This window comes from Liberiplasma polymorphum, from assembly GCF_043951795.1.
Classification (GTDB): Bacteria; Bacillota_I; Bacilli_A; order Izemoplasmatales; family Izemoplasmataceae; genus Liberiplasma; species Liberiplasma polymorphum.
This window is the reverse complement of sequence record NZ_JBIOAG010000032.1, coordinates 1-22,778: the sequence shown is the minus strand read 5'-3', so window position 1 is coordinate 22,778 and position 22,778 is coordinate 1. Positions and strand designations below refer to the sequence as shown.

22 protein-coding genes are annotated in these 22,778 nt (G+C 32.6%); 12 read left to right on the top strand and 10 right to left on the bottom strand.

All coding sequences use genetic code 11. From position 1 onward, the window contains the following. The first annotated feature begins 215 nt into the window (after positions 1–215). The 10 genes from ACHAJD_RS07675 to ACHAJD_RS07630 all read left to right on the top strand — a co-directional run bounded on the left by ACHAJD_RS07675 (position 216) and on the right by ACHAJD_RS07630 (position 9,466). Positions 216–1,352 (top strand): alpha/beta hydrolase, encoded by a 1,137-nt coding sequence (locus ACHAJD_RS07675; protein WP_435585278.1) that lies wholly within the window; start codon positions 216–218, stop codon positions 1,350–1,352. Positions 1,353–1,362: 10 nt separating this feature from the next. After that, positions 1,363–2,130 (top strand): AAA family ATPase, encoded by a 768-nt coding sequence (locus tag ACHAJD_RS07670; RefSeq protein WP_435585277.1) that lies wholly within the window; start codon positions 1,363–1,365, stop codon positions 2,128–2,130. A 68-nt stretch (positions 2,131–2,198) separates the two neighbouring features. Beyond that, complete coding sequence (locus ACHAJD_RS07665; protein ID WP_435585276.1) at positions 2,199–2,618, top strand: DUF1801 domain-containing protein; 420 nt, start codon at positions 2,199–2,201, stop codon at positions 2,616–2,618. Positions 2,619–2,657: 39 nt separating this feature from the next. Continuing rightward, positions 2,658–3,014: a DUF2200 domain-containing protein gene (locus ACHAJD_RS07660; protein WP_435585275.1), complete on the top strand. Its 357-nt coding sequence runs from the start codon at positions 2,658–2,660 to the stop codon at positions 3,012–3,014. Positions 3,015–3,127: 113 nt separating this feature from the next. Then, positions 3,128–3,853: a CPBP family intramembrane glutamic endopeptidase gene (locus ACHAJD_RS07655; protein WP_435585274.1), complete on the top strand. Its 726-nt coding sequence runs from the start codon at positions 3,128–3,130 to the stop codon at positions 3,851–3,853. Positions 3,854–3,928: 75 nt separating this feature from the next. After that, entirely contained in the window at positions 3,929–4,297 is a 369-nt protein-coding gene (locus tag ACHAJD_RS07650) for an iron chaperone (protein ID WP_435585273.1), read from the top strand. A 102-nt stretch (positions 4,298–4,399) separates the two neighbouring features. After that, positions 4,400–5,029 (top strand): 3'-5' exonuclease, encoded by a 630-nt coding sequence (locus tag ACHAJD_RS07645; protein WP_435585272.1) that lies wholly within the window; start codon positions 4,400–4,402, stop codon positions 5,027–5,029. A gap of 16 nt (positions 5,030–5,045) precedes the next feature. Then, on the top strand, positions 5,046–5,816 hold the full coding sequence (locus ACHAJD_RS07640; protein WP_435585271.1) for a GNAT family N-acetyltransferase: 771 nt from the start codon (positions 5,046–5,048) through the stop codon (positions 5,814–5,816). Positions 5,817–5,982: 166 nt separating this feature from the next. After that, positions 5,983–7,749: an ABC transporter ATP-binding protein gene (locus ACHAJD_RS07635; RefSeq protein ID WP_435585270.1), complete on the top strand. Its 1,767-nt coding sequence runs from the start codon at positions 5,983–5,985 to the stop codon at positions 7,747–7,749. Then, positions 7,730–9,466, top strand: a complete 1,737-nt coding sequence (locus ACHAJD_RS07630; protein ID WP_435585269.1) for an ABC transporter ATP-binding protein — start codon at positions 7,730–7,732, stop codon at positions 9,464–9,466. The genes ACHAJD_RS07635 and ACHAJD_RS07630 overlap by 20 nt, the downstream gene beginning before the upstream one ends. A gap of 40 nt (positions 9,467–9,506) precedes the next feature. On the opposite strand, the gene ACHAJD_RS07625 is transcribed toward ACHAJD_RS07630, so the two are convergent. Beyond that, entirely contained in the window at positions 9,507–10,661 is a 1,155-nt protein-coding gene (locus ACHAJD_RS07625; protein WP_435585268.1) for a MalY/PatB family protein, read from the bottom strand. A 189-nt stretch (positions 10,662–10,850) separates the two neighbouring features. On the opposite strand from ACHAJD_RS07625, the gene ACHAJD_RS07620 reads away from it, so the two are divergent. Continuing rightward, the gene (locus ACHAJD_RS07620) at positions 10,851–12,044 is read left to right on the top strand and encodes a DUF4349 domain-containing protein (RefSeq protein ID WP_435585267.1); all 1,194 of its coding nucleotides are present in this window, start codon (positions 10,851–10,853) and stop codon (positions 12,042–12,044) included. A gap of 29 nt (positions 12,045–12,073) precedes the next feature. On the opposite strand, the gene ACHAJD_RS07615 is transcribed toward ACHAJD_RS07620, so the two are convergent. From ACHAJD_RS07615 to ACHAJD_RS07605, 3 genes are all read right to left on the bottom strand, one after another. After that, positions 12,074–13,000, bottom strand: a complete 927-nt coding sequence (locus ACHAJD_RS07615) for a helix-turn-helix domain-containing protein (RefSeq protein WP_435585266.1) — start codon at positions 12,998–13,000, stop codon at positions 12,074–12,076. A gap of 107 nt (positions 13,001–13,107) precedes the next feature. Then, positions 13,108–13,752 (bottom strand): vWA domain-containing protein, encoded by a 645-nt coding sequence (locus tag ACHAJD_RS07610; RefSeq protein ID WP_435585265.1) that lies wholly within the window; start codon positions 13,750–13,752, stop codon positions 13,108–13,110. Positions 13,753–13,829: 77 nt separating this feature from the next. Further along, a complete protein-coding gene (locus tag ACHAJD_RS07605) occupies positions 13,830–14,771 on the bottom strand; it encodes a macro domain-containing protein (RefSeq protein WP_435585264.1) in 942 nt (313 codons plus the stop codon). A gap of 110 nt (positions 14,772–14,881) precedes the next feature. Between ACHAJD_RS07605 and ACHAJD_RS07600 the strand changes: the two genes are divergently transcribed. Continuing rightward, positions 14,882–15,490: a histidine phosphatase family protein gene (locus tag ACHAJD_RS07600; protein WP_435585263.1), complete on the top strand. Its 609-nt coding sequence runs from the start codon at positions 14,882–14,884 to the stop codon at positions 15,488–15,490. A 59-nt stretch (positions 15,491–15,549) separates the two neighbouring features. Here ACHAJD_RS07600 and ACHAJD_RS07595 read toward each other — a convergent pair whose 3' ends face one another. From ACHAJD_RS07595 to ACHAJD_RS07570, 6 genes are all read right to left on the bottom strand, one after another. Beyond that, positions 15,550–16,560 (bottom strand): LacI family DNA-binding transcriptional regulator, encoded by a 1,011-nt coding sequence (locus tag ACHAJD_RS07595; RefSeq protein ID WP_435585262.1) that lies wholly within the window; start codon positions 16,558–16,560, stop codon positions 15,550–15,552. Between the two features lie 11 nt (positions 16,561–16,571). After that, on the bottom strand, positions 16,572–18,302 hold the full coding sequence (locus ACHAJD_RS07590) for a glycoside hydrolase family 13 protein (protein ID WP_435585261.1): 1,731 nt from the start codon (positions 18,300–18,302) through the stop codon (positions 16,572–16,574). Then, a complete protein-coding gene (locus tag ACHAJD_RS07585) occupies positions 18,302–19,153 on the bottom strand; it encodes a sugar ABC transporter permease (RefSeq protein ID WP_435585260.1) in 852 nt (283 codons plus the stop codon). Before ACHAJD_RS07585 ends, ACHAJD_RS07590 begins: the two co-directional genes overlap by 1 nt. Next, positions 19,146–20,051, bottom strand: a complete 906-nt coding sequence (locus ACHAJD_RS07580; RefSeq protein WP_435585259.1) for a carbohydrate ABC transporter permease — start codon at positions 20,049–20,051, stop codon at positions 19,146–19,148. The genes ACHAJD_RS07585 and ACHAJD_RS07580 overlap by 8 nt, the downstream gene beginning before the upstream one ends. Positions 20,052–20,075: 24 nt before the next feature. Then, positions 20,076–21,281: an extracellular solute-binding protein gene (locus ACHAJD_RS07575; protein WP_435585258.1), complete on the bottom strand. Its 1,206-nt coding sequence runs from the start codon at positions 21,279–21,281 to the stop codon at positions 20,076–20,078. A 74-nt stretch (positions 21,282–21,355) separates the two neighbouring features. Next, positions 21,356–22,621 (bottom strand): starch-binding protein, encoded by a 1,266-nt coding sequence (locus tag ACHAJD_RS07570; protein ID WP_435585257.1) that lies wholly within the window; start codon positions 22,619–22,621, stop codon positions 21,356–21,358. Between the last annotated feature and the right edge of the window lie 157 nt (positions 22,622–22,778).

Sequence of the window (22,778 nt, the reverse complement as noted above, 5' to 3'; positions counted from 1 at the left end):
AGCTAGTAATTTTTTCCATCTTTTTCGATTCTTCTCTAAATCCATTTTAAAAGCCACCTTCTTTCTTGGTTATTATTTTACCAAGTGACTGTGGCTTCGTTCAATACGTCCATCCGTTGACGCTTACGTTTATCCTACTCGAAATTACGTATTATTTATTAATTAACCATGTAAAAGTAAATCAAATCTATATACTTATAACCATTAGAGGACTAATGCTTATAAGTCTTTTTAGTATGATAATCTTTAATTATTCTAATTATGTTTTAACCTATAGTCTTTTAGGGATTATCTTTATTGGTTTAACTATTTATTATGGTGTTCTTTTATTACTCAAGAAGTCTATTGTTAAGAATAAGAGACCTGTTTCTTTAGTCCTTATGGCTTTAATGTGGTTAATAGCGTTTACCCCGTTTAAGCTATTTCCAAACTATGAATCATTAATTCCAACAGGTCCTTATACAGTGAATCATGAATCCTTTTGGATAATAGAAGGGGTGAGCCAAGAAGGATTTTCTCATAAGTCTGAAACAAGAGAAATTTTTGTGGAATGTTATTACGGTTTAGATAACACCGAGGAAAGACCGATTGTCTTATATTCTCACGGAGGGATTAGTACCCCATATAGTAATGAGACCTTATTAAAAGAACTCGCAAGTTATGGCATAACAGCGTGTACTATGACGCATCCTTATCATACCTTAAGTGCACCAGCCTTAAACGGCAATACGACTCGTATAGATAGAAGTTATTTTAATGAGTTGATGAAAGAAGATGTGTCGCGTGACATAGATGAGAGTTATAGGTTATATAAACGCTGGATGACTTTGAGAACTGATGATCTTAACGTTGTTATGGATGAACTTAATAGATTAAAATATGAGTTAACTTTTTTAAACACTAGTAATCTTGATGAAATTATTTTAATTGGCCATTCTTTAGGTGGCTCAGCCGCTTTATGCTTTTTGGAAACCCCTAATGTTTTAGCGGTCATTGCCTTAGAATCTCCTTATATGTGTGATATAGAAACAGTGAATAATGGTGTGTTTGATTATCAAGAAATTTATTTAGGTAGTGCCTCACTTCACATCTATACGGATTCTATTTATCACCATTTAGATGCCTTACCGCAATATAAGCGTAATCTCGATTATATAAGTCTTAATGCGCGTAATCATCAACATGTACTTATCGAAGGATCTGGCCACTTTTCAATCACAGATTTAGGGTTAATGAGTCCAGTGCTTACAAGACTGCTTAATCAATTTAAAACCACCAAAAGTAATGAGGATACCTTGTTAGAAGTAAATGATGTAGTTAGAACATTTATCGAAGAACTACTTAAAGAATAAGGGTGATATGATGCATATAAAAGCCGTACGTTTTAAAGAAAACCAACAGACACACTATCCATACTATTTACCTTTTTTTGGGAAAACAATAAACTTTACTTCTAATGTCACTATTTTAGTTGGTGACAATGGTTGTGGAAAATCAACCTTCTTAAAACTCTTAAAAAATCATTTAGGGCTTTACCAAATTGGTGAAGCTGTAAAGAAATCTTCTCAAGCATTACTAGAAGTGAGTGTTGCTTTAAAAAAACCTAAAGGGTATTATTTTTCCTCTGAAGATTTTACGATGTATATCAATCAACTAGAAGAAAACAAGAAAGAATCTCATGAAGCCTTAGATGAAATCGAAACCGTGTATAAAAACCGTAGTATTTTTGCGAAAAATTTAGCCTCTATGCCACACAAAAGAACTTTAGCGGAAATTGATGCACTGCATGATAAAGACTTGAGTCTTGCCTCACACGGAGAATCTTATTTATCGTTTTTTAAATCAAGATTAAAAGCTAATCAGTTGATGTTATTAGATGAGCCTGAAACGCCTTTATCATTTCATCATCAGTTATCACTCCTTTATCTTTTACATGAAGCTGTAAAAGATAATTGTCAAATTATTATAGCGACCCATTCACCGATTATCATGGCCTATCCTAATGCACAAATACTAAAGTTTGAAGAGGGTCACATTGAAGCAGTTACCTATGAATCTTTAGAATCTGTTCAGTTATTAAAACGCTTTTTAGATCACCCTGATATCTTTATAAAACGGTTGTTTGAATAAGTTCGTGCCTCACGACCTTATTTTATTAACATGTTATAATATAGTTAAGTCTTACTATAGGAGTCACTATGGAAATAACGAGTTTTGATATTGATGGATATTTAGATTCAGTAGATTTATCCCGTAAAGAAGCCATGAAGACATTAATTGAGCTAGGTAAAAGAATCACCCATAAAGAACCGGTTTTATGGGGGACAATTGTTGGATTCGGTAATTTACATTATAAATATAAAACCGGTCATGAAGGCGATATGCCATTACTAGGGCTAGCGAGTCGTAAACAGGCAATTACGTTATATATAGCTTATGAATTAGAGTCTTATGAACTGCTTAAATCACTAGGTAAATATAAGGTAGGTAAAAGTTGTTTATACATAAAGAAACTTTCAGATATTAATATGGATGTATTAGAAGCTTTAATTAAAGAAGGCATTAAAGAAACGTTGAATTTACCGTTTATCACAGATAATGAACTAAAAGCTAAATGATTACAATACAAATTCATTCAGTTAAAAGGAGGACTTGGTATGACGCGTAACGAAAAATTATATGCGATGTCTTTTTATGATTTATTACCCAATTATTTTCATAAAGCAGAAAGAAAAGGACGGACTAAAGAAGAAGTCTTAGAAATAATTTATTGGTTAACAGGTTATAATGAAACCTCTTTTCAAGCACAGCTTGATAAGAAGAGTAACTTAAGAACCTTTTTTGATGAAGCCCCAATGCTTAATCCAAATGTATCGCTTATTACTGGGACAATATGCGGTGTTAAACTAGCAACCATTGAAGACCCTTTAATGAAAAAGATTCGTTATTTAGATAAATTAATCGATGAACTTGCTAAAGGTAAAAGCATGGAGAAAATACTTAGAAAACAGTAAAAGAGAAAATCCCTGGCGGGATTTTTTCTTTTATAAATATGTAAAAAGTCCTATGTAGAAGGGTTTAAATAGATTAAAATAAGGGTATACTAATTTTATAGGAGACTAAAATAATGAAATTAAATCCTTTATTAAAAACGTTAATTATTATGCTTGCTTTACTGATGCCTTTAATCGCTTCTTGGTTTGGAAGACTATTTGCAGATTTATTTAGTTATAACACAATTGATCCTGACGGTGTATTTGCTTGGTTATATGTACATCACATTTTACAAATGATTGTGATTATCTTAATTATTTTAGTGATTAAGAAATTTACAACTTTAACCTTTGGGTTTACAAGTGGTAATAAAGAAGTTGGGTTAGCCTTTGTTAAAAAGTTTACATTATACTTTTTTATATATAATGTTGTTTTAATGGTTATCTTAGTGTTAAGTAACCAAGTAACAACACTACCCTTTCCTATTAATGCTCGTAATGTTACAGGGTATTTAAGTTTTCAGTTATTTATGAGTGGACCAAGTGAAGAAATATTGTTCCGTGCTTTTATTATGACTATTGTAGGGTTTTTTATCTCTAAAAGAGTTTTATCTGATCGTTTTAGTATCGCAAACATTTTAGCTGCACTAGTCTTTGTGGTTGCTCATATTGCCTTTACTTTAAATCCTTTTTCTATGAGTTATCAACCCATTCAGCTAATGTATTCATTAGTACTAGGATTAATTTACGGGATTTGTTATGAGAAAACAAATAGTGTGTTTTATCCTATGGCACTCCATAGTATTAGTAATGTTATATCCGTAAGTGCTTTATTAATCGTTCAGTCCATCTTTATATGATCACCTAACTTCAATTGCATCAAGTTTGTTGTAGGTGTTAAATAGAAGTATAATACGGTTATGGAGGATTGATGAATGGAAACGCTTAATGATTATTTAGAAACAGTAGAAAACCCAAAAATACGCGAAACACTTTCTAATATATTTAATTGGATTGGATTACACTATCCACAACTAGAACCTGCCATTAAATGGAATCAACCTATGTATATGCATCATGGCACATTTATTATTGGGTTTAGTAAAGCAAAGAAACATTTAAATATGGCTCCAGAAGAACCAGCCATAACTAAATTTGAAGTTCAGTTAAAAAAGTTAGAGTACCATAGAACTAAAATGCTTATTCAAGTTAAAGATCATCAAGAATTTAGCTTTGATTTACTAAAGTCTATTATCGATTTTGTGATAGAAGATAAAAAAGATATTACTAGTTTTTGGCGTTAAAAGATAAAAGAAATCTTTTTAAAAAGGTTTCTTTTTTATTTACTCTGATTTAACTGTGTTATGATTAAGTAGTAGAATATAAAAATACAAAGGATGATTGTTATGAATCTATTTAACCAGTATAAACAAATCGTATTTTTTGATGTAGAAACAACCGGACTAAGTCCTTATCAAAATGAAATCATTGAATTAGGGGCTTGCACTGTTATTAGTAAAGAAGATAAGTATATCGTTAGTGATAAAATCAGTTTAATTATTAATGTTAATAAACCACTCCCCCCTAAAATCATTGAAATTACTAATATCACCGATGACATGATTAAAAAAGGGGTTCATGAAGAATCATTATTTATTACGATGCAAACCCTTGTACAACCAGGCACGTTACTTGTAGCTTATAATTTACCTTTTGACTTATCATTTTTTATGGCCTTATTTAAAAAATATAAATCACCTGTAGATGTATTTGATCAAGTTGATTACTTAGATATGTTAACGGTATACCGCGCTAAACATGAATATCCCCATAAACTTGATAACGCAGTAGAAAAATACGCAGTTAAAGTTAAAAATACGCATCGTGCATTAGATGATGCTTTAGCGACTTTTGAACTCTTTAAAAACATGAGTGAAATTCATAACCTTGAATCATTCATTAATGTGATTGGCTATAAAGCAAAATACCCATTTAAGGGGACTAAACTAAATAAAATTACATACATTCCTCAATAATGAATGGAGATTACATATGACTTTTATAAAAGCGACCCCATTAAATATGGATACCTTATGGCCACTTTTGAGCCCGTTACGTTATGATAATTTACTGGATGCACTCATTCACGGATTTCACGGAGAAATGATGACAGACGACTTAAAAAACCCTAGTGTTTTCTTAGGGTTTATTGGATGGAATTATTATCTATCAGGAAATCCTAATAGTAAGTGTGCCATAGAACTTATCAAAAAAGTTCCTTATGATACAGAAATCCATACGACGGCACTATGGGTTAAAGCGTTAGAAGCCATCTATCCTAATCAACTGATTAGAAAAACACGCTATGCGCATCACGCGAATGATTTAAATAAGGATCATTTAAATAAAATAATCAACGCGTTAAATCCTAACTATCATATTAAACCCATTGATAAACCCCTTTATAACCAAATCCTAAAAGAGGGCTGGGGGGAAGATTTTGTCGGAAATTTTAAAGATTATCAAGACTTTAAAGAAAACGGGTTAGGGTTTTTAGTTTTAGATAATGAAACGATTATTTCAGGTTGTTCAAGTTATATCCGCTTTAACGGGGGTTATGAAATAGAAATCATTACACGCAACGATTATAGAAATCAAGGGCTTGCTAAAATTATTGGCGCTTATTTTACTTTAGAATGTTTAAAAAGAAATAAAATCCCTCATTGGGATGCCGCTCATGAATCTAGTAAACGTTTAGCTTCTAAATTAGGCTTTACCTTTGCTTATGCCTATGAAGTTTTCATAATAAAAGAAATTACTTAGATTGATGAATCATTCATCAATCTATTTTTTTAATTTAAGCAAAAATATATGCACGAAATAAAGGTTGTATGATACAATTATAGATGATCATATTCATGAAAAAGTCATAAATTTAAATAATGATTATGCTATACTTATTTAGAAGGCTTTACAATCTGGAGGAACCATGAAAAAATTAAAAGACAAACCATTTAAGCGTCTAGTGCGCGTGTTTCCTAAGAAGTACTTATTAATTATCGGTGTAATGATTTCGATTTTATATGCCTCAATTACCGTTTTATTTGGGTACTTATTAAAGGTTTTAATTGATGCATCAAGTACAGGGTCAAGAGAAACGTTTTATTTTGTTTTACAGCTCAGTATTGGCTTATTAGTTATTAACGGACTCTTAATTTATTTCCGTACAAAAACAGTAGGGAAGTATACAGAAGGTGGTTTAGCAAAACTAAGAGCACTTTACGCAGAAAAAATCACCTATCTTACGTTTGACGCGATTCAGTCAAAACATAGTGGCGAGCTTTCTTCACGCGGGACAAACGATATGAACCGTGTTAGAAACTTTACCTATACCATTATTCCTAGACTTATTGAAGTCCCGCTTACCGCAACGCTTGCTTTAATTGTTTTACTTATTCTTAGTTGGCAGTTAACGCTTTTTGCGTTTGTGATGATTCCAGTATTAGTTATAGGGTCTAGTATTTTAATTAAACCCATTGGACCGGTAAGTAAAAAGGTTCAAGAAAAATTAGGGCATATTAATACAGTGATTACCGATTATATCAAAGGCGTTGAAGTGTCAAAAGCGTATAACTTAGAAGACCGCTTATTAGAAAAAAATAACCGTCTAATTGATGAAAGTGTTATAAACGGTAAACAGCTAGCTAAAAGAAGAGGATTTTTAGGGGCTTTTTCTGAAGGGTTTTCTATTATTCCGTTTGTTACAACGTTTATATTTGGGGGTTATTTAGTAATTGAAGGGCGTATGACAATAGGGAGTTTACTTGCCTTTATTAACTTACTGAACTTTTTAACTTGGCCGCTTACCCAAATGAGTATGTTAATAGGGGATGCTAAACGTGATTTAGCGAGTGCCTCACGTATTTTTGAAATCATTGATGAACCATTAGAACGTTTAGACGGAGAAAACTATCCAACCGATCTAACAAAACCAGTCGTTACATTTAACCAAGTATCATTTACCTATCCAGGCGATCATCAACCAGTCATTAAAAACTTAAGCCTAACGATTAATCACGGAGAATCCGTTGCTTTTGTCGGCCCAAGTGGTGGCGGGAAAAGTACGGTCACAAAACTTTTGATTGGATACTATGATGCTTATGAAGGTAAGATTAATGTATTTGGTCACGATATTAAATCTTGGCAACTCCATGCATTAAGAGAAAAGATGTCGCTTGTTTCACAAGATACCTTCTTATTTCCTGAAAGTGTTTATGACAATATCTTGTACGGCAAAAGTGATAGTGATCACGTCACGGTTTATAGTGCCGCAGATAAAGCAAACGCCCATGAATTTATACATAATCTAAAAGACCAATATGAAACATCTTTAGGCGAAATGGGCAATACATTAAGCGGGGGACAAAAACAACGTTTATCTATTGCTAGAGCCATTATTAAAGATGCGCCAATCTTATTATTAGATGAAGCAACCTCAGCCTTAGATACCGATTCAGAGGCGATTATTCAAGAAACGCTTGATGAGATTTTAAAAGATAAAACAAGCATCATAATTGCTCACCGTTTATCAACCATTAAAAACGTAGATACCATCCACGTCATTGAAGCAGGGTCGATTGTAGAATCAGGGACCCATGAAACGCTTCTTGCATTAAACGGAGTCTATACAAGACTTTATTACAAACAAACTAAATTAGAAGAAGGAGATGAGTTAGATGAAATCATCGACCTTTAAACGCATTATGCAGTGTATGAAGGGGGCTTACGCTTCATACATTATTGGGATTATCGGATTATCGATTTCAGCCCTTTTATTTCAAACGGTTATTGCGTTCTTATTTTTAAACTTATTTGATACTTTAACCACAGGCACCTTTGATGAAGTACTAAGTAGTATTTTGCCATTTATTGTTTATATGTTAATTGTTGTAGCGATTATGCCACTGTTTTTATATTTATCACAGTCTGCAGCCGTTAAGACCTCAGGAAACTTAAGAAAAAAAGTTTTTACCAAATTAACCGCACTGCCATTAAGTTATTTTAAAGCACACCACAGTGCAGAAACTATATCGATTGTTACTAACGATATTGCAGAAACAGAAAAAGCTTATTCTGAACATCTTATCAACTTCTTAGCACGCGTTATTATGGGGATAGGAACATTAGTTATTATGTTTATTATTGAGTGGCGTTTAGCCCTAATTCCTGTTTTTGCAGGGATCTTAACGATTTTAGTAAATAGTGTTTATGCTAAAAGATTACGTGAAGTTAGTAAAGAAGTCCAAGAAAACTTAGCGGTGGTAAATACAAAACTATCTAACTTACTTGCAGGGGTTCATGTTATACGAATATTTAATATCCAAAAACTGATTTTAGATAAATTCTTCAAATCAAATGATGATACGTTAAACGTATCAAACAAAAGAATTAACAAACTTGCAACCATTAATTCACTCAATGATCTAGTCTTTACAATAGGCTTTGCAGGAATTGTATTAGTAGGGGCATTACTCGTCTTAGAAGGCCTTACAACTATAGGGGTTATTGTTGCTATTGTTCAACTCCAAAACGGGGTAAGTGAACTTGTTAGATACTTAGGTAACTTTATTACCAACCTACAAGCCTCACTCGCCGCAGGCGAACGTGTCTTTAGTGTTATTGATGAGATAGATGAACCAATCGGTTATCCAAATGTTTCAATCATCGATGAAAATAATACAGCAATCAGTTTAAATGAAGTAACGTTTAGTTATGATAACACCCAACATGTATTAAAGGATTTAACATTAGCTGTTAAGAAAAATCAAAGTGTCGCTCTTGTTGGTCCAAGTGGTGGTGGAAAAAGTACTGTATTTAAACTCTTACTACAGTTTTATCCAACTAATGAGGGGGATATTAAAGTCCAAGGCAACACCATTCAAAACCGATCACTAAAGGCACTAAGAAGCCAAATGGCTTATGTGCCACAAGATGCGTATTTATTTAACGCATCGATTAAAGATAATATTGCATACGGTAAAGAACATGCCACAGATCATGAAATTATTGAAGCCGCAAAAAGCGCGTTCGCACATGAGTTTATTATGCAGCTAGAAGACGGGTATAACACAATCGTCGGCGAACAAGGCGCAAAATTATCAGGTGGACAGCGTCAAAGGATTGCTATTGCCCGAGCAATCATTAAAGGCGCACCAATTTTACTACTTGATGAAGCAACTTCTGCCCTTGATAATGAATCAGAACTACTGGTTCAAAATGCGTTAGAAAAACTGATGAAAGATAAAACAAGTATCGTGATTGCCCATCGTTTATCAACCATTGAACATGCGGATAAAATCTTTGTTATAAGTGAAGGTAAAGTAGTAGAAGAAGGATCACATGAAGATTTAATCAAACATCCTGAAGGGATATACACGAGTTTACATCTAAGACAGTTAAAACTTACTGATTAACTGACTAAAAAAAGAGATTCCAACTGGAATCTCTTTTTTATTATAAATCATTTATAGCTTTACTAAAGCGATTTAACCCCTCTAGTAACTGTTCTTTTGAACAGGCAATGTTCATCCTCAAATACCCCTCACACTGATTACCATAAGCCTTACCACTTGCTAAAACAATATCATATTTACCTAAGTGTTTTAATAAGGCTTCAGATGATTGATTTAAGTAGCGTACATCCAACCAAACTAAATAAGTTCCTTCTAGTGGAGTAATACCAATTTTTTCATGATTTTTTGTTAAAAAATCTCTTAATGTTAAGAAGTTTTCATAGATATGTTTATTTTGGGCCTCTAACCAATCATCACACTTAGTATAAGCTGTTTTTAGCGCTTCAATAGCTAAAAGGTTAGGGGTACCTAAAAATGATTTTAACAATGATTTTTTAATAATATTTCTCGTTTTATTATGGGGAATAATATAATTTGATATTTGCAAACCAGCTAAATTAAATGTTTTACTTGGCGCATTAACAATAATGATTTTTTCATAATCATGTATATGATGGGCAACACTATAAAAAATATGATTTTCCATAATTAAATCAGCGTGAATTTCATCACTAATTAAATAGACGTCATATTTTTTACATAAATGAACAAGATCACGAATTTCTTCTTTACGCCATACCCTTCCTACAGGGTTATGTGGGTTGCATAAAACAAGTAATTTAGCTCCACTTTTAAAACAATTTTCTAAATGGACTAAATCCATAGAATACGCTCCGTTTTCATTAACCAATGGGTTTTCTACTAGCTTTCTATTATTTTGATTAATTACAAACTCAAACATATTATAAACAGGGGTTTGAATAACAACATCTTCATGTTCTTTTGTAAAAGATTGTATCATAATACTTAAAGACGTTAATATTTTAGACCCCGGTAAAATCCACGGTCTTTTAACATCAACATTATAACGACGTTTCATCCAATGAATATAAATAGTATAGTAATCAGAACCAACTTCAGTATAACCAAATGCCCCGTTTTCAATCCGTTTGATTAAATGTTCTTTGATGACTTCAGCTGTTTGATAATCAGAATCAGCCACAGAAAAAACTAAATAATCATCTGTTACTGTTTCTTTTTCTCCATAGTTCCATTTAATTGAATTCGTTTTCTTTCTATTTAATGTTTCAAACATATTTGCCTCCTGAATCTAATCATAATTTTAGTATAACATATCCCTTAAATCCACGTTCTTTATCTTATCAATTTTACTGTAACTTAATAGACTATATTTGAAATACACTATAATGAACATAAAAAGTATTATAAATATGCTAAAGTATTATTAATACCGTAAGGGGTATAATAAAAAAGAGGTGATGTTATGAAGAAGTTACTATTAAGTTTTTTATTAGCAATAACATTAATTTTATCTGCATGTAACGCTAGTATGGATCCATATCCAGATACTGATCCAGATCCGGATTTAGGAAACGGTGAAACCATTGATGACATGTTCCCTGATCCTGAACAAATTCACTTAATCAATCAACCAGCACAAATCAACCGTAAAATGATTTATACCGCAAACTTAGGCATAATCAGTGAAGATCCAACTCAAACGTATCTATCAATCTTAAATCAACTTTTAACCTATGAATCTTTTGTAGAAGCAGAAAGTTATTCTAATCAAATATATACTGTTAAAGTGCGCGTTAAGACCGAACATTATCAAGCGTTTATAATTTATATGCGATCGCTTGGTCATACCGCACACTTTGAAACATCAGCTGTTGATGTAACAAACCAATATTCAACCTTAGAAGCAAGAAGAGAAGCATTACTAACTCAGCATGCAAGAATACTTGAACTTATGGAAGCAGCAAGTACTTTAAATGAAATGCTTACGTTAGAAAATAAACTTACAAGCATCGAAACTGAGTTAAATCAAATCGGTTCTAACTTATCTAATTACGATTCCTTAATCGAGTATTCAACCATTAACTTAATGATTACACGAGTAGAACGTTTTGAACTACTCTTACCTGTAACTAAAATGCCAAGTGTTCATAGTATAGAAACAACGAAAGATGACGTTATTTTTAGTGTTAATAATACTGATGAAAATACCGTTACTATTAATGCAGTATTATTTAAAAACGGCGTATTAATTGAAGAAAAATCTATTGAATTACTTCCAAAACAAAAAGCAACAATGAGCTTTGATGATTTAGACCCAGCCACTGAATACTATATCCAAGTATTTGCTAGTCAAGAAGACTATCAAGTAAGCCAATCAAGTACCCGTACGATTCATACCGATAGAACATTCTTTTCTACAACAGCACATACTTTTAAGGTATCATTTAATGCACTAAGCACTATTTTAAAAGGATTGTTTTTAGCAACTGTAGCTATTGCACCATTTGGATTTACTGCCGCAGTAGTCTTTATTCCTTCTAAAGTAATCTACAATAAAAAAATAAAACCTAAACGTGTTGAAAAAAGAAGAGAAATTGAAGCAATCATTGCAAAAAGAAATCAAGAAATCTCACAAAAAGCAAATCAAAATAAATAAGCCTATCAAATTTTGATAGGCTTTTTTCTTTAGTAGGTATTTGGAATATGGTTTATAACAAACTGTTTATAGTTGATACGGAAATCTGTTTCTATAAACTTAGTAAACTTTTTAATTTTAGGTTGATTATCATCAGCATATAAAATGCAAAAGCATCTAAATAAGTAATCTTTAACTTTACTATCATTTTCAAGTTTATCGTGTGCTAATGCATTGAAGTAATAAAAATAATCTAATAGATAATAATTTTTGTTTGTTAAGTTGTATTCTATTGCTTTATCACATAAAGAGACAACTTTTTTGTATTCTTTGCAAACACCATAATATTTTATAAGTTGATAAATTACTAAAAGCATCATATTGTCACTTTGTGCAATCACTATCATATCAAGGTTCTTTAAAAATTCATTTAATTTCTCAGCAAGACGTGATTTTTCAGTAAAACTATCATGTGTAAAAAGTGATGTCAATAGTAATAATTCTACTGGTGAAAATACAGAATTTTTCAATATAGTTTTATAGTTAAGAGCATCCATGGTAATTTTGGTAATCGCTTCATCGGATATTTTACCAATCGCATGTTTATAATAATTGACAGAATGATTGTAGAGAAGTTTATTCTGATCATCTAGTAGTCTATCATACGTGATGGATTTCATATACTGCTTAACTTTGACATAATCCTGATTTGCTACAGCATTATAAAAAGAAGATACCATACTTGATTCACGAATACGTTCTGAATCGAACTCTGATATAATGTGCTCTGGCTTAAATCCAAGTCGAATTGATAATTTGTTTACAACGTATTGAGGAATCAAGCACTCCCCTCTAATATAACGACGATATTGGCGCATTGAAACAACATCTTTTGTAAATTGTTCTTGAGTAAGGTTTCTTGAAAGACGTAGTTTTTCAAAAAAAAGTGCGAACTCTTTAGAAAATTGATTTATCATGTAATCTTCACCTCTCAAATTACATTATAGGACATATCTGTCCGATTGCAAAACATTTTTTAAAAAGTTAATAAAAAAAATCGCATATATTTACATGCGATTTAAATTTACTTTCTAGAAGCGTAATCACTTTTGATATTTTTATTCCAACTGTTGTTTATTTTTTTATGCAATCTCAGTTCATTTAATGTGTTTCCAATCTCCTCATAACAAAGATTTACACCTTCTTTATCTGCATGAAAATCTGCAACACGTGATGCATCAATGCCGTACATGTGCGCTGTTTTAACAGCATCAATGTTTGCGCCTAAAAATAAAAATTCCCAATCATGACGTAAACGTTGTTTTTCAATCATTGTTTTAATTTCTTCTACACCGTATAACCTACTTTGATTTTCCATACCATCTGTAGTTATTATGAATATCGTTTTTTCAGGACGTTGCGAGACGGGTAAGTAGGTATGTTTTGCTTCTATTTTTTCAATGGTTTTACCTATGGCATCTAGTAATGCTGTAGTCCCTCTTACATAGTAGTCTTTTTGTGTGAGATTTTGAACTTCCTTTAGTGGAACACGGTTATGAAGCACCTCATAGTCATTATCAAATAAAATAGTCGTTATATACGCTTCGTTTTCAAGTGCTTTTTGCTTTTTAAGCATACCGTTAAATCCGCCAATTGTTTCATTTTCTAAACCTGACATGGAACCGCTTCGGTCTAATATAAATACCATTTCTACACAATCTTTTTTCATTTTATTTCCCTCCTATTGTTTTATAAGACCATCATAGCAGGAATTAAAATGAAAAAGGTCGCTTTGTAAGCGACATTTTAACTAAGTATCTTTTGGTTATAAGCAAAAAGTGTGGCATTAATTTCATCAATATTGTAATTTTTGTGTTCTAAAAAGTATAAGATAATAAGATCACTTATTTGACTATTTGATAATGCATAACCAGCCTTTGAAATTAAGTCATTTGTTTGGTCTTTAGATAGTTCAAGTGCAATCGCAAATGCTAAAGCGGTTTGCTTGCTTGGCTGATAGTCTTTGTTACTTCTAATTTTTGAAAAAAGTTTACGATCAATATTAGCTTTTTTATAGATTTCAGAATCTTTTTTATTTAACTTATCTATATGATTAAGTAAAGATTCAGTGAAAGTTTCATCAATTTTAGATACAATGTCATCAATGTCATCTGCTTTTTTAAAATGACTTTTTGAGTAATTGATAGACTCATAAGCTAAAATGAGGGATTCAGTTTCTAAGTTTTTATTTATATAATCTTGTACTGAGTGAAATAATTCTTTGTTTATAGCATCTAACTCTATATCAGACACAACGATATAAATAAGCATGTCATGAGTGATCAAAAATGATCTTACGGTGTCATAAGCTATTTTTAGAGCAGTAGACTTTTGAATAGGATTAGACTCGCTATTTAATATTGGAATTGCAATACTTTTGATATTAGATTCATCTGCAGTATTAAGAATACTCAAATAACTTTTTTCTAACTGTTTACTAATAAGAGTACCAGTTTCATTAGAAGGGACAACTACATGAATGATGGCATAATATTTTAATAGTGATGCTTCATTTTGTGTGTTTTTGGTAACTATGATCTTACTCTTTTGCTTAATTTCTTCTAAAAGGTAACAGCCAACATGGCTATAATCAATGCTATCAACAACAAGTCCCTCTTGATTTACACTATTTACAATGGCATCGACTTTAAGGGTTAGCACATCGGTGCTTTTAATTATAATAGGCATAACATACACCCTTTCTTTAAGATAATCATATCATAAACCTTATAATCTATATAGATGCTTTATCAAATCAATCTAGATATGCTAAAATAGAATCTGAAGGATGTGATTAGATGAAGATTTATCTAGTTAGACATGGACAAACAAAGTGGAACACTGAAGGCATTTTACAAGGCACACAAGATGTGTTGTTAAACGATTTAGGGATTAAACAAGCAAAAGCATTAAATACTTATTTTAAAAATATTCCCTTTGATGTGTTATGTTCTAGTAACTTAAAACGTGCTTTTCATACGGCAGAGTTTTTAAACAAAGACTTAGATAAACCAATCCATATTTATGAAGATTTAAGAGAAATAGAACTAGGCGTTTGGGAAGGCCTTACTTGGAAAGAAGTAAAAGAAAAATATCTTAAAAACATTCCACAAAACCCAACCGAGTTTCTTAATGTTAAAGCCGAAGGCGGAGAATCTTATCAAACCTTTCAAACCCGTTCGTATAATGCTATAAGAGAAATCATTAAAGAATATATGGGTAAAGAAGTTGTATTACTTACACATGGCGGTGTGATAAAAGCAATTGTTTCAAAAATATTGAATATAGATTTAGTAATGCGAAATTTGTTTGATGTAGATAATGCCTCAATAACAATTCTTGATTATGATATGGAAAAAGATACATTAAAACTTGTTACATTAAATGAATTAATACGTTTAACCTAAAATAAAAAACTTATCACTTCATATGGGAGGAAAGATAAGTTTTTTTTATTTTAACACCTTTAATCTTTGCGAGTAGATTTCCTAGTCACAAGTAAAGGAACGGTCATGTACGTTTGAAATTGATAGGTTGGTTTTTTAATTTTTTCTATGACTAACCTTGCGGCTTGTTGCCCAAGGTCATAAACGTCAATATTAATTGCTGTTGTTGGGGGATTGGTGATTATCGCATAAGGATAATCATCAAAAGTTACAACTGCGATATCATCAGGAATACTTATATTTTGATCTCTAAGCGCATTTATACAGCCTAAATCAATCATATTATTGGCACAGATAATGGCATTAGGACGCGGGGTTAACGAAAGTAATTTTAGTGTTGCTTCATACCCTTCATAATGGGTAGAGTTCGTACGCATCACGAAATCTTCATTAAGTTCTATAAAGTTATCTTTTAGTTCTCTATAAACCCCTTTTAATCGAAGTTCTGAGATTAAATCGTCTTTTTCACCACTAATATAGGCAATGTTTTCTTTACCAATTGTGAGGAGATGTTTAGCGGCAAGTTGACCTGATAATGTATTATTGTTATCAATCCAACAAGCAGAAGTAGGGAAATTTGGCATACCAATTACTGTGTGTGGGATGTTTGATGCTACTAAATAATCTGCAATTTCTGGTGTAACAATAGATGCGTGTAAAATCATCCCATCAACACTTTTAGTATCTATCATTTGCTTAATCATATCAAAATCTTGATGTTTAATTCCAAAAAACTCCATTGAATACCCACGTTGGTATAGTGTTTTTTGTGCACCGGTCATAATTTCAAATAGATGTGGATTGATAAACGCGGTATCGCGTTTAGCTTTTGTGATAAAAGCCACAATTTGATTTGATTTTTTTGCTAGATTTCTTGCACGGTTATTCGGAATATAATTAAGACTCTTAATCGCTTCATTTACGCGGTTAATCGTTTGTTCTGAAATGGTTCCAGACCCGTTTATTACTTTCGAAACCGTACTGATTGATGTTCCAGCTATGCGTGCAACATCCTTTATAGTCGTAGCCATATTACCCCACCTTAATGTTTGGTTTTTTTAATTACTAAATACCCCATTGCGCCAATGAAAAAATTGTTTTCTATATTATGATGCATAAGCCATTCATCGTTAAAGTAATCTTTATTAATGACTTTTAAAGAATCACTTCTATTAAGGATTGTTATAATCGATGATTCTTCATCATAACGTTCATAAATGTATAAGCCATCGCCCTTTCCGGCGTGAAGTGTTTTAAATGATCCTTTTGTTAAAACAGGATGATTTTTTCTTAACTCGATTAGGTGTTTAAAGAAATCTCTAATCAAGCCATCACGGTTAAATACCATACCCTTTCGGTAGTCTTCTTCTTTAATCCCAGTTAGGCCTTGTTCATTGCCATAAAAAATCATTGGAGCGCCAATAAAAGTAAACTGGAAAATTAAAGCTAAAAAGTAACGATTGATATCTTCATCACAGTGTGATAAAAATCTAGGCACATCATGAGAATCAAGTAAGTTCATTTGTGCATAATTAAACGGTGTTTTATAACGGGTAAGCATATGAACGACACGGTCATTAAACTGATCTGCGTCGAGTTCATTTTTTGCAAAAAAAGCTTTTGAATGTTTCAGTAAATCATAATTCATGACAGAATCAAACATCGTGCCATCCAAATAATATTCCGCAGATTGCCATACTTCACCAATAATCGCGATTTCAGGATTAATGGCTTTTGCGGTTTCTTTAAACCTTCTCCAAAATGAAGCATCCACCTCATCGGCTACATCAAGGCGCCAGCCATCAATGTTATAGTGCTTCATCCAGTAACTGCATACATCCATGAAATACTGAATGACTTCTTCATTAGAGGTATTTAATTTTGGCATTAAGCGTTCATAACCAAAACAAGCATAAGGGGGAATCTCTTCAAATGTGTTTGGTCTGTAAACGGGGAAATCTAGGCGATAAAACCAGTCGGTGTAACGAGACTTTTCTTGATGTTTCACAACATCATCAAAAGCATGAAAATACCAACCGTAATGGTTAAATACCCCGTCAATAATTACCTTTAACCCTTTATCATGGGCTTCATCTACTAAACGTTTAAAGTCATCATTTGTACCGAATGTAGGATCAATTGAATAATAATCAATCAGATCATACTTATGATATTCACCTGCTGTGAATATCGGATTCATATAGATGGTATTGCATCCTAAATCTATAATATAGTCAAGATTTTCTCGGATACCGTTAATAGTACCCCCTAATTTAGATTTTACGATATTACCATTGATCGTCATGGTTTTACTGGTTTTAGTAATTAAATCTTTTTTAGTCGCAAAACTATCTGGAAATATATTATAAATTACCGCATCGTTTAACCATTTAGGTATTTCTATCCAATCTTCTTTGCGGTTAAATGGCAGTTTAAATAAATCATTGCGTTGATCACTTACATGATCATAATGAAATTGACTATAAAAATAACTACGTGTCTTTCCATCATATAGTTCAAAATAATAAACGATTCTAGAAATAGAAGTTTCTATAATCACTTCATAATAATCAAATAAACTATCTTGATGGATAAGTACCATTTTAACGTATTCCATTTCAACAGGGTTTCCTCTAAAGGCTGTATCCCCATAACATAAGATAACTTCTTTTAAATCATTTTTAGCCGCTTTTAACCGAAATACCACATGGGTTTCATCGAGTCCAAAGGCGTAATTCGATAAAGGCTGATGCATAATCGCGTGTTTGTTCATTATGCCTTGACACCTCCTACAGTAAGTCCAGAGACCATGTGTCTTTGAATAATTAAGAATATGATTAATATTGGTAATGCCGTAATGAGTGCTGCAGCTGTAAATAGTGGCCATGATCCACTCATCTCACCAGCTTGTAAGCCGTATAAACCAGCAGCTAATGTAAATTTATCACTACCTGTCATAAAGGTAATTGCAAAAATATACTCATTCCATACAAAAATTAAAATTAGTACCCCAGTTACAATAATGGAAGGTTTTGCAAGAGGCAGTAAAATTTTAGTGACCACTTGAAATTCACTAGCCCCATCAATTCTAGCCGCATCTTCAATTTCTGCAGGAACTGTATCAAAATAACCTTTTAAGTTTAATATCCCAAATATAGCCATCGTTCCTGCATAAATAATTACAAGTCCAATACGGGTATTAATAAGTTGAACCGGGCCGGTACTAAAGAGTTTCCAAATCGCAAACATTGATAATATTGCAGGAAAAGCATTTAAGTAAATTAAGATTTTAAATAATGAACCACGGGCTTTAAAACGTAATCTTGAAAACGCATAAGCTGATGGTATTGAAACACTTAAGGCAAGGATTAAGGTAGCACTTGCTAAGATAAGTGAGTTTCTAAACCAAAGCAGTAGGGGTTGATTTGTAAATAAATTAGTGTAATTACTAAAAGTGAACTCTTTTGGAAAAAACGAAAAGTCACTTGAAACTAACGTATTAGAACTACTAAAAGAAATCGATATGGCGTAAAGGACAGGAATTAATGTTACAAGGGATAAACTAATAAAAAAGAGTTGGAGAAGGGCTTTGATTCCTAAAATCTTTAGTTGTTTTTTAGTCATTTTGTGCCCTCCTCAAGTTTTTATTAGTAAGGACTACGAACCCTATCAACATAAAGAATATAATAATAGAAATCGCTGAACTATACCCATAATTATTTGTGATAAACGCATTTTCATAAGCATAAGTAATTATTGTATGTAGATTCGCACCGGTTCTTGAACCTGGTTGCAATGTGAGTAAATAGAAAATATCAAATTGCTTAAATGTGGTAAATATAGTAATAATTACTGCAGGACCAATAGCGGGACGAATTAAGGGAATTGTGATTAAGGTTGCTTGTTTAAATTTACTTGCAGCTTCAAGTTCTGCCGCCTCATAATATGATCGATCAATACTTTGTAAGGCACCATCCATAATCATGATCATAAAAGGTAAGGCTAACCATAAATTCACCACAACTAAACTAACAAAAGCAGAAAACTCATTACTTAACCAATCGACTCTGTTAAATCCAAGTAAATCCATCCATTGATTTAGTAACCCAAACTCAGAGTTAAACATTCCAGTTTTCCAAAGTAAAATAGAAACATAACCAGGAATCGCCCAAGGCACCATTAATAATGTCTTGTAAAGCCCTTTAAATTTGATGTATTTATTGTTTAACAAGGTTGCAATAATAAACGCAAAAACTAACTGTAAAACCATATTAACAACCGTCCATATAATGGTAATATAAACGGCTCTAAAAAAGCCTGAATCTAAGACAAACAAAGCACGTCTATAGTTATCAAATCCGATGATTCTAAACGTAAACCAATTATATATGTTCATATTAGTAAGTGATATATAAAAAGTATATAAAATCGGAAATAACACAATAAGCCCTATTAAGGTAAGGGCTGGTGCACTATTAAGGTAAGGCCTTAGTTTCATCCATAATGTTTTTTCATTTGTCATGATTCATTCCTCTTTCTAAAAAACTTAACGCATCATGTCAATTAATTCTTCTGAGCGTTTTTGTGCAGCCGTAGCTGCCTCTAAAACGTTGACTCCCCGTAAATTAATCTGCACAAGCATATCAGAAGCTGTTAACCACATGATATCCATCTCAGGTAAATTAGGCATTGGTACGGCATTTGATGCAGCTTGATGCATTGCCATGACGAGTTCATCATTTAAAATATTTTCATCTAAGTAAGCAGCATGATGTGCCGGTGCAACGCCGCTTGCTAAAGCAAGATCAATGCTAATTTGCGGATCAATTAATACATTTAAAATAGACTGAATATGGACACGTTTAACAGGGTTATTTGCAGCAACATTTAATACATGAATGCCTTGTATCCCTGCGTAAGGGGCTATTGGTAAGCCTGTTTCACTTACTACAGGCATTGGTGCAAATCCTAAATTAATCCCACGTTCTCTAACAGTAGGCACAATCCATGGGCCTGCGATAATTGAGTTTGCGCGTTTTTCAAAAAACAAAGTATTAATGGTCGCATACTCAGCCTGCCCACTTGGCATATAGTTTAAAAATTTAAGTTTGTATTCTAAAGCACGTAAGGTATTTTCATCTGTTAGAGCAGGGGTGCCATCGTCGTTTAATATTTTGCCTCCGAATCCGTGAATCCATCCAGCACTATAATAAGCATTTGAATGTTGTTCTACAAATCCGTAACGTCTTGAATCGGTGTTGTTTTTCATGTACTCATAAAGTTCTTCCGTTGTCGTAGGGACTTGGTCTAGTGATAGACGATCTTTATTGTACATAAATAATAACGTTTCAAAATATAAAGGTAGCTGATATAAAGTACCGTTATAAGTAGCGGCCTCAATTGTTAAGTCTAAGTACTCTAATAAAACTTCTTCATCAATAAAATCAGTAATCGGTGCTAAAATTCCGATTTCTGCAAATAATCCAATTTTATCATGAGCAAAAATGTACATATCCGGTGCCGCTGTTGGATTATTACCAACAAGTTTTAATGTATCAGTTAATGATTCTCTACGAACCAGTTCAATGTCTAAATCGGGTAAAGCATTTTGTAAAGCCACACGTAATACATCTTCGATGGCTTGTTCTTTATCATGCCAAATAACGATTTTATTATCGTTAACAGTATTGTTACAAGCAACTAAAGTAAAAAATGTTGCTACACTTAAAATTAGTAAAATTATTTTTTTCATAGGGATTCTCCTTTAATGGAAAAGACGAAGGGGGTAGAATTTCTTCGTCTTTTCTCATGGGTTAGGAATTCAATTTAAGAACGTTTTACGAAATATAAAGCACCAGTTGTAATTGCACCTAAAGCAACAACAACGATTGCGACAATCATAACAACATTATTTGATTCTTCATCAGCAGGGTCATCATCACCAGGGTCATCATCACCAGGCTCATCATCACCGGGTTCATCGTCACCAGGTTCATCATCACCAGGTTCATCGTCGCCTTCTTGAACAATAGTAGCAGTGAACTTACCATCATTATCAGGTTCGTTGCTTACAACAATAACTGTATCAACAGGATTTATTAATTCTAAATCAACTGTTTGAGCAGCACCTTCTCCAACAATACCGTTATTGATGATAATACGATTGATCCATTCCGGAAGAATAATGACATAAGCATTCGCTTCTTCATCAAATTCTAAAACTTCACCAGGCCATGTAGTAAATAAATTGGTTCCATCTGGATGTGACCATGCCCATACACGTGGCTCACTCCACCCTTCAGGCACAGTAATTGTTACAGTAAAACCACCTTCAATAATTACAGGCTTAGTATCGTGTAACGTTACTTCAAACTTACCATCTTCATTTTCATCACCAACTAAAACATACACATTCGTATCAGGAATATCAATGTCAACAGTTTGAATAGTCGGATCACCCATGTCATTAATAATGATACGGTTTGCCGCTACAGGAATTTCAATTCTAAACCAACCATCACTTAATAATTCCATCTCAGCACCAGGCCAATTAGGAAACACATTTACTCCAGCAGGATGTTCCCAAGCCCAAATCCCCGCAGTATCCCAATCAATAGGAACATAAGCATAAACATATTTAGTTGGAATGTATTCTGGTAGATCACCGGTTGTTAGTTGAACAGTACTTTCATCAACAACAACAATCGTTTCTTCAGCATCTTCTGGGTCAACATCAATTGTAACGCTTAACCAAACATTTTCACTAACAGCAATAACATCTGTTTGAACACTACCTTCGTTAGCATTTACAATAATATTTTCCATATTACTAGGAATATATAAGTAATACCAACCTTCATTAGCTTCGTCTTCAACCATTGCTTTACCTGGCCAACCTAAATGCGCATAAGCACTATCGCCTGCTTCATTCCATGTCCAAACATGAGGATTCTCCCATCCTTCAGGAACGTGAGCATAAATTAAAATAGCGTCTATTTCTGTAGTTTCTTCAGCTTGAACCGTTAAATTAACTACAAACAGAGTAAGAAATAAAAACATAATACTTAATAATACTTTAGATAATTTTTCCATATTTTTCCTCTCATTGTTTAAATTTTAGAAACCTTTTTTTGTTAGCGTTTCCATTATGAGCCCATTATAGCAAAGTATTTACAGGTTTCAAGCAGTAATTAGGAAAACGTTTTACTAATATTATACACCTTAATAAGCCAAAAAAATAGTAAAAAAT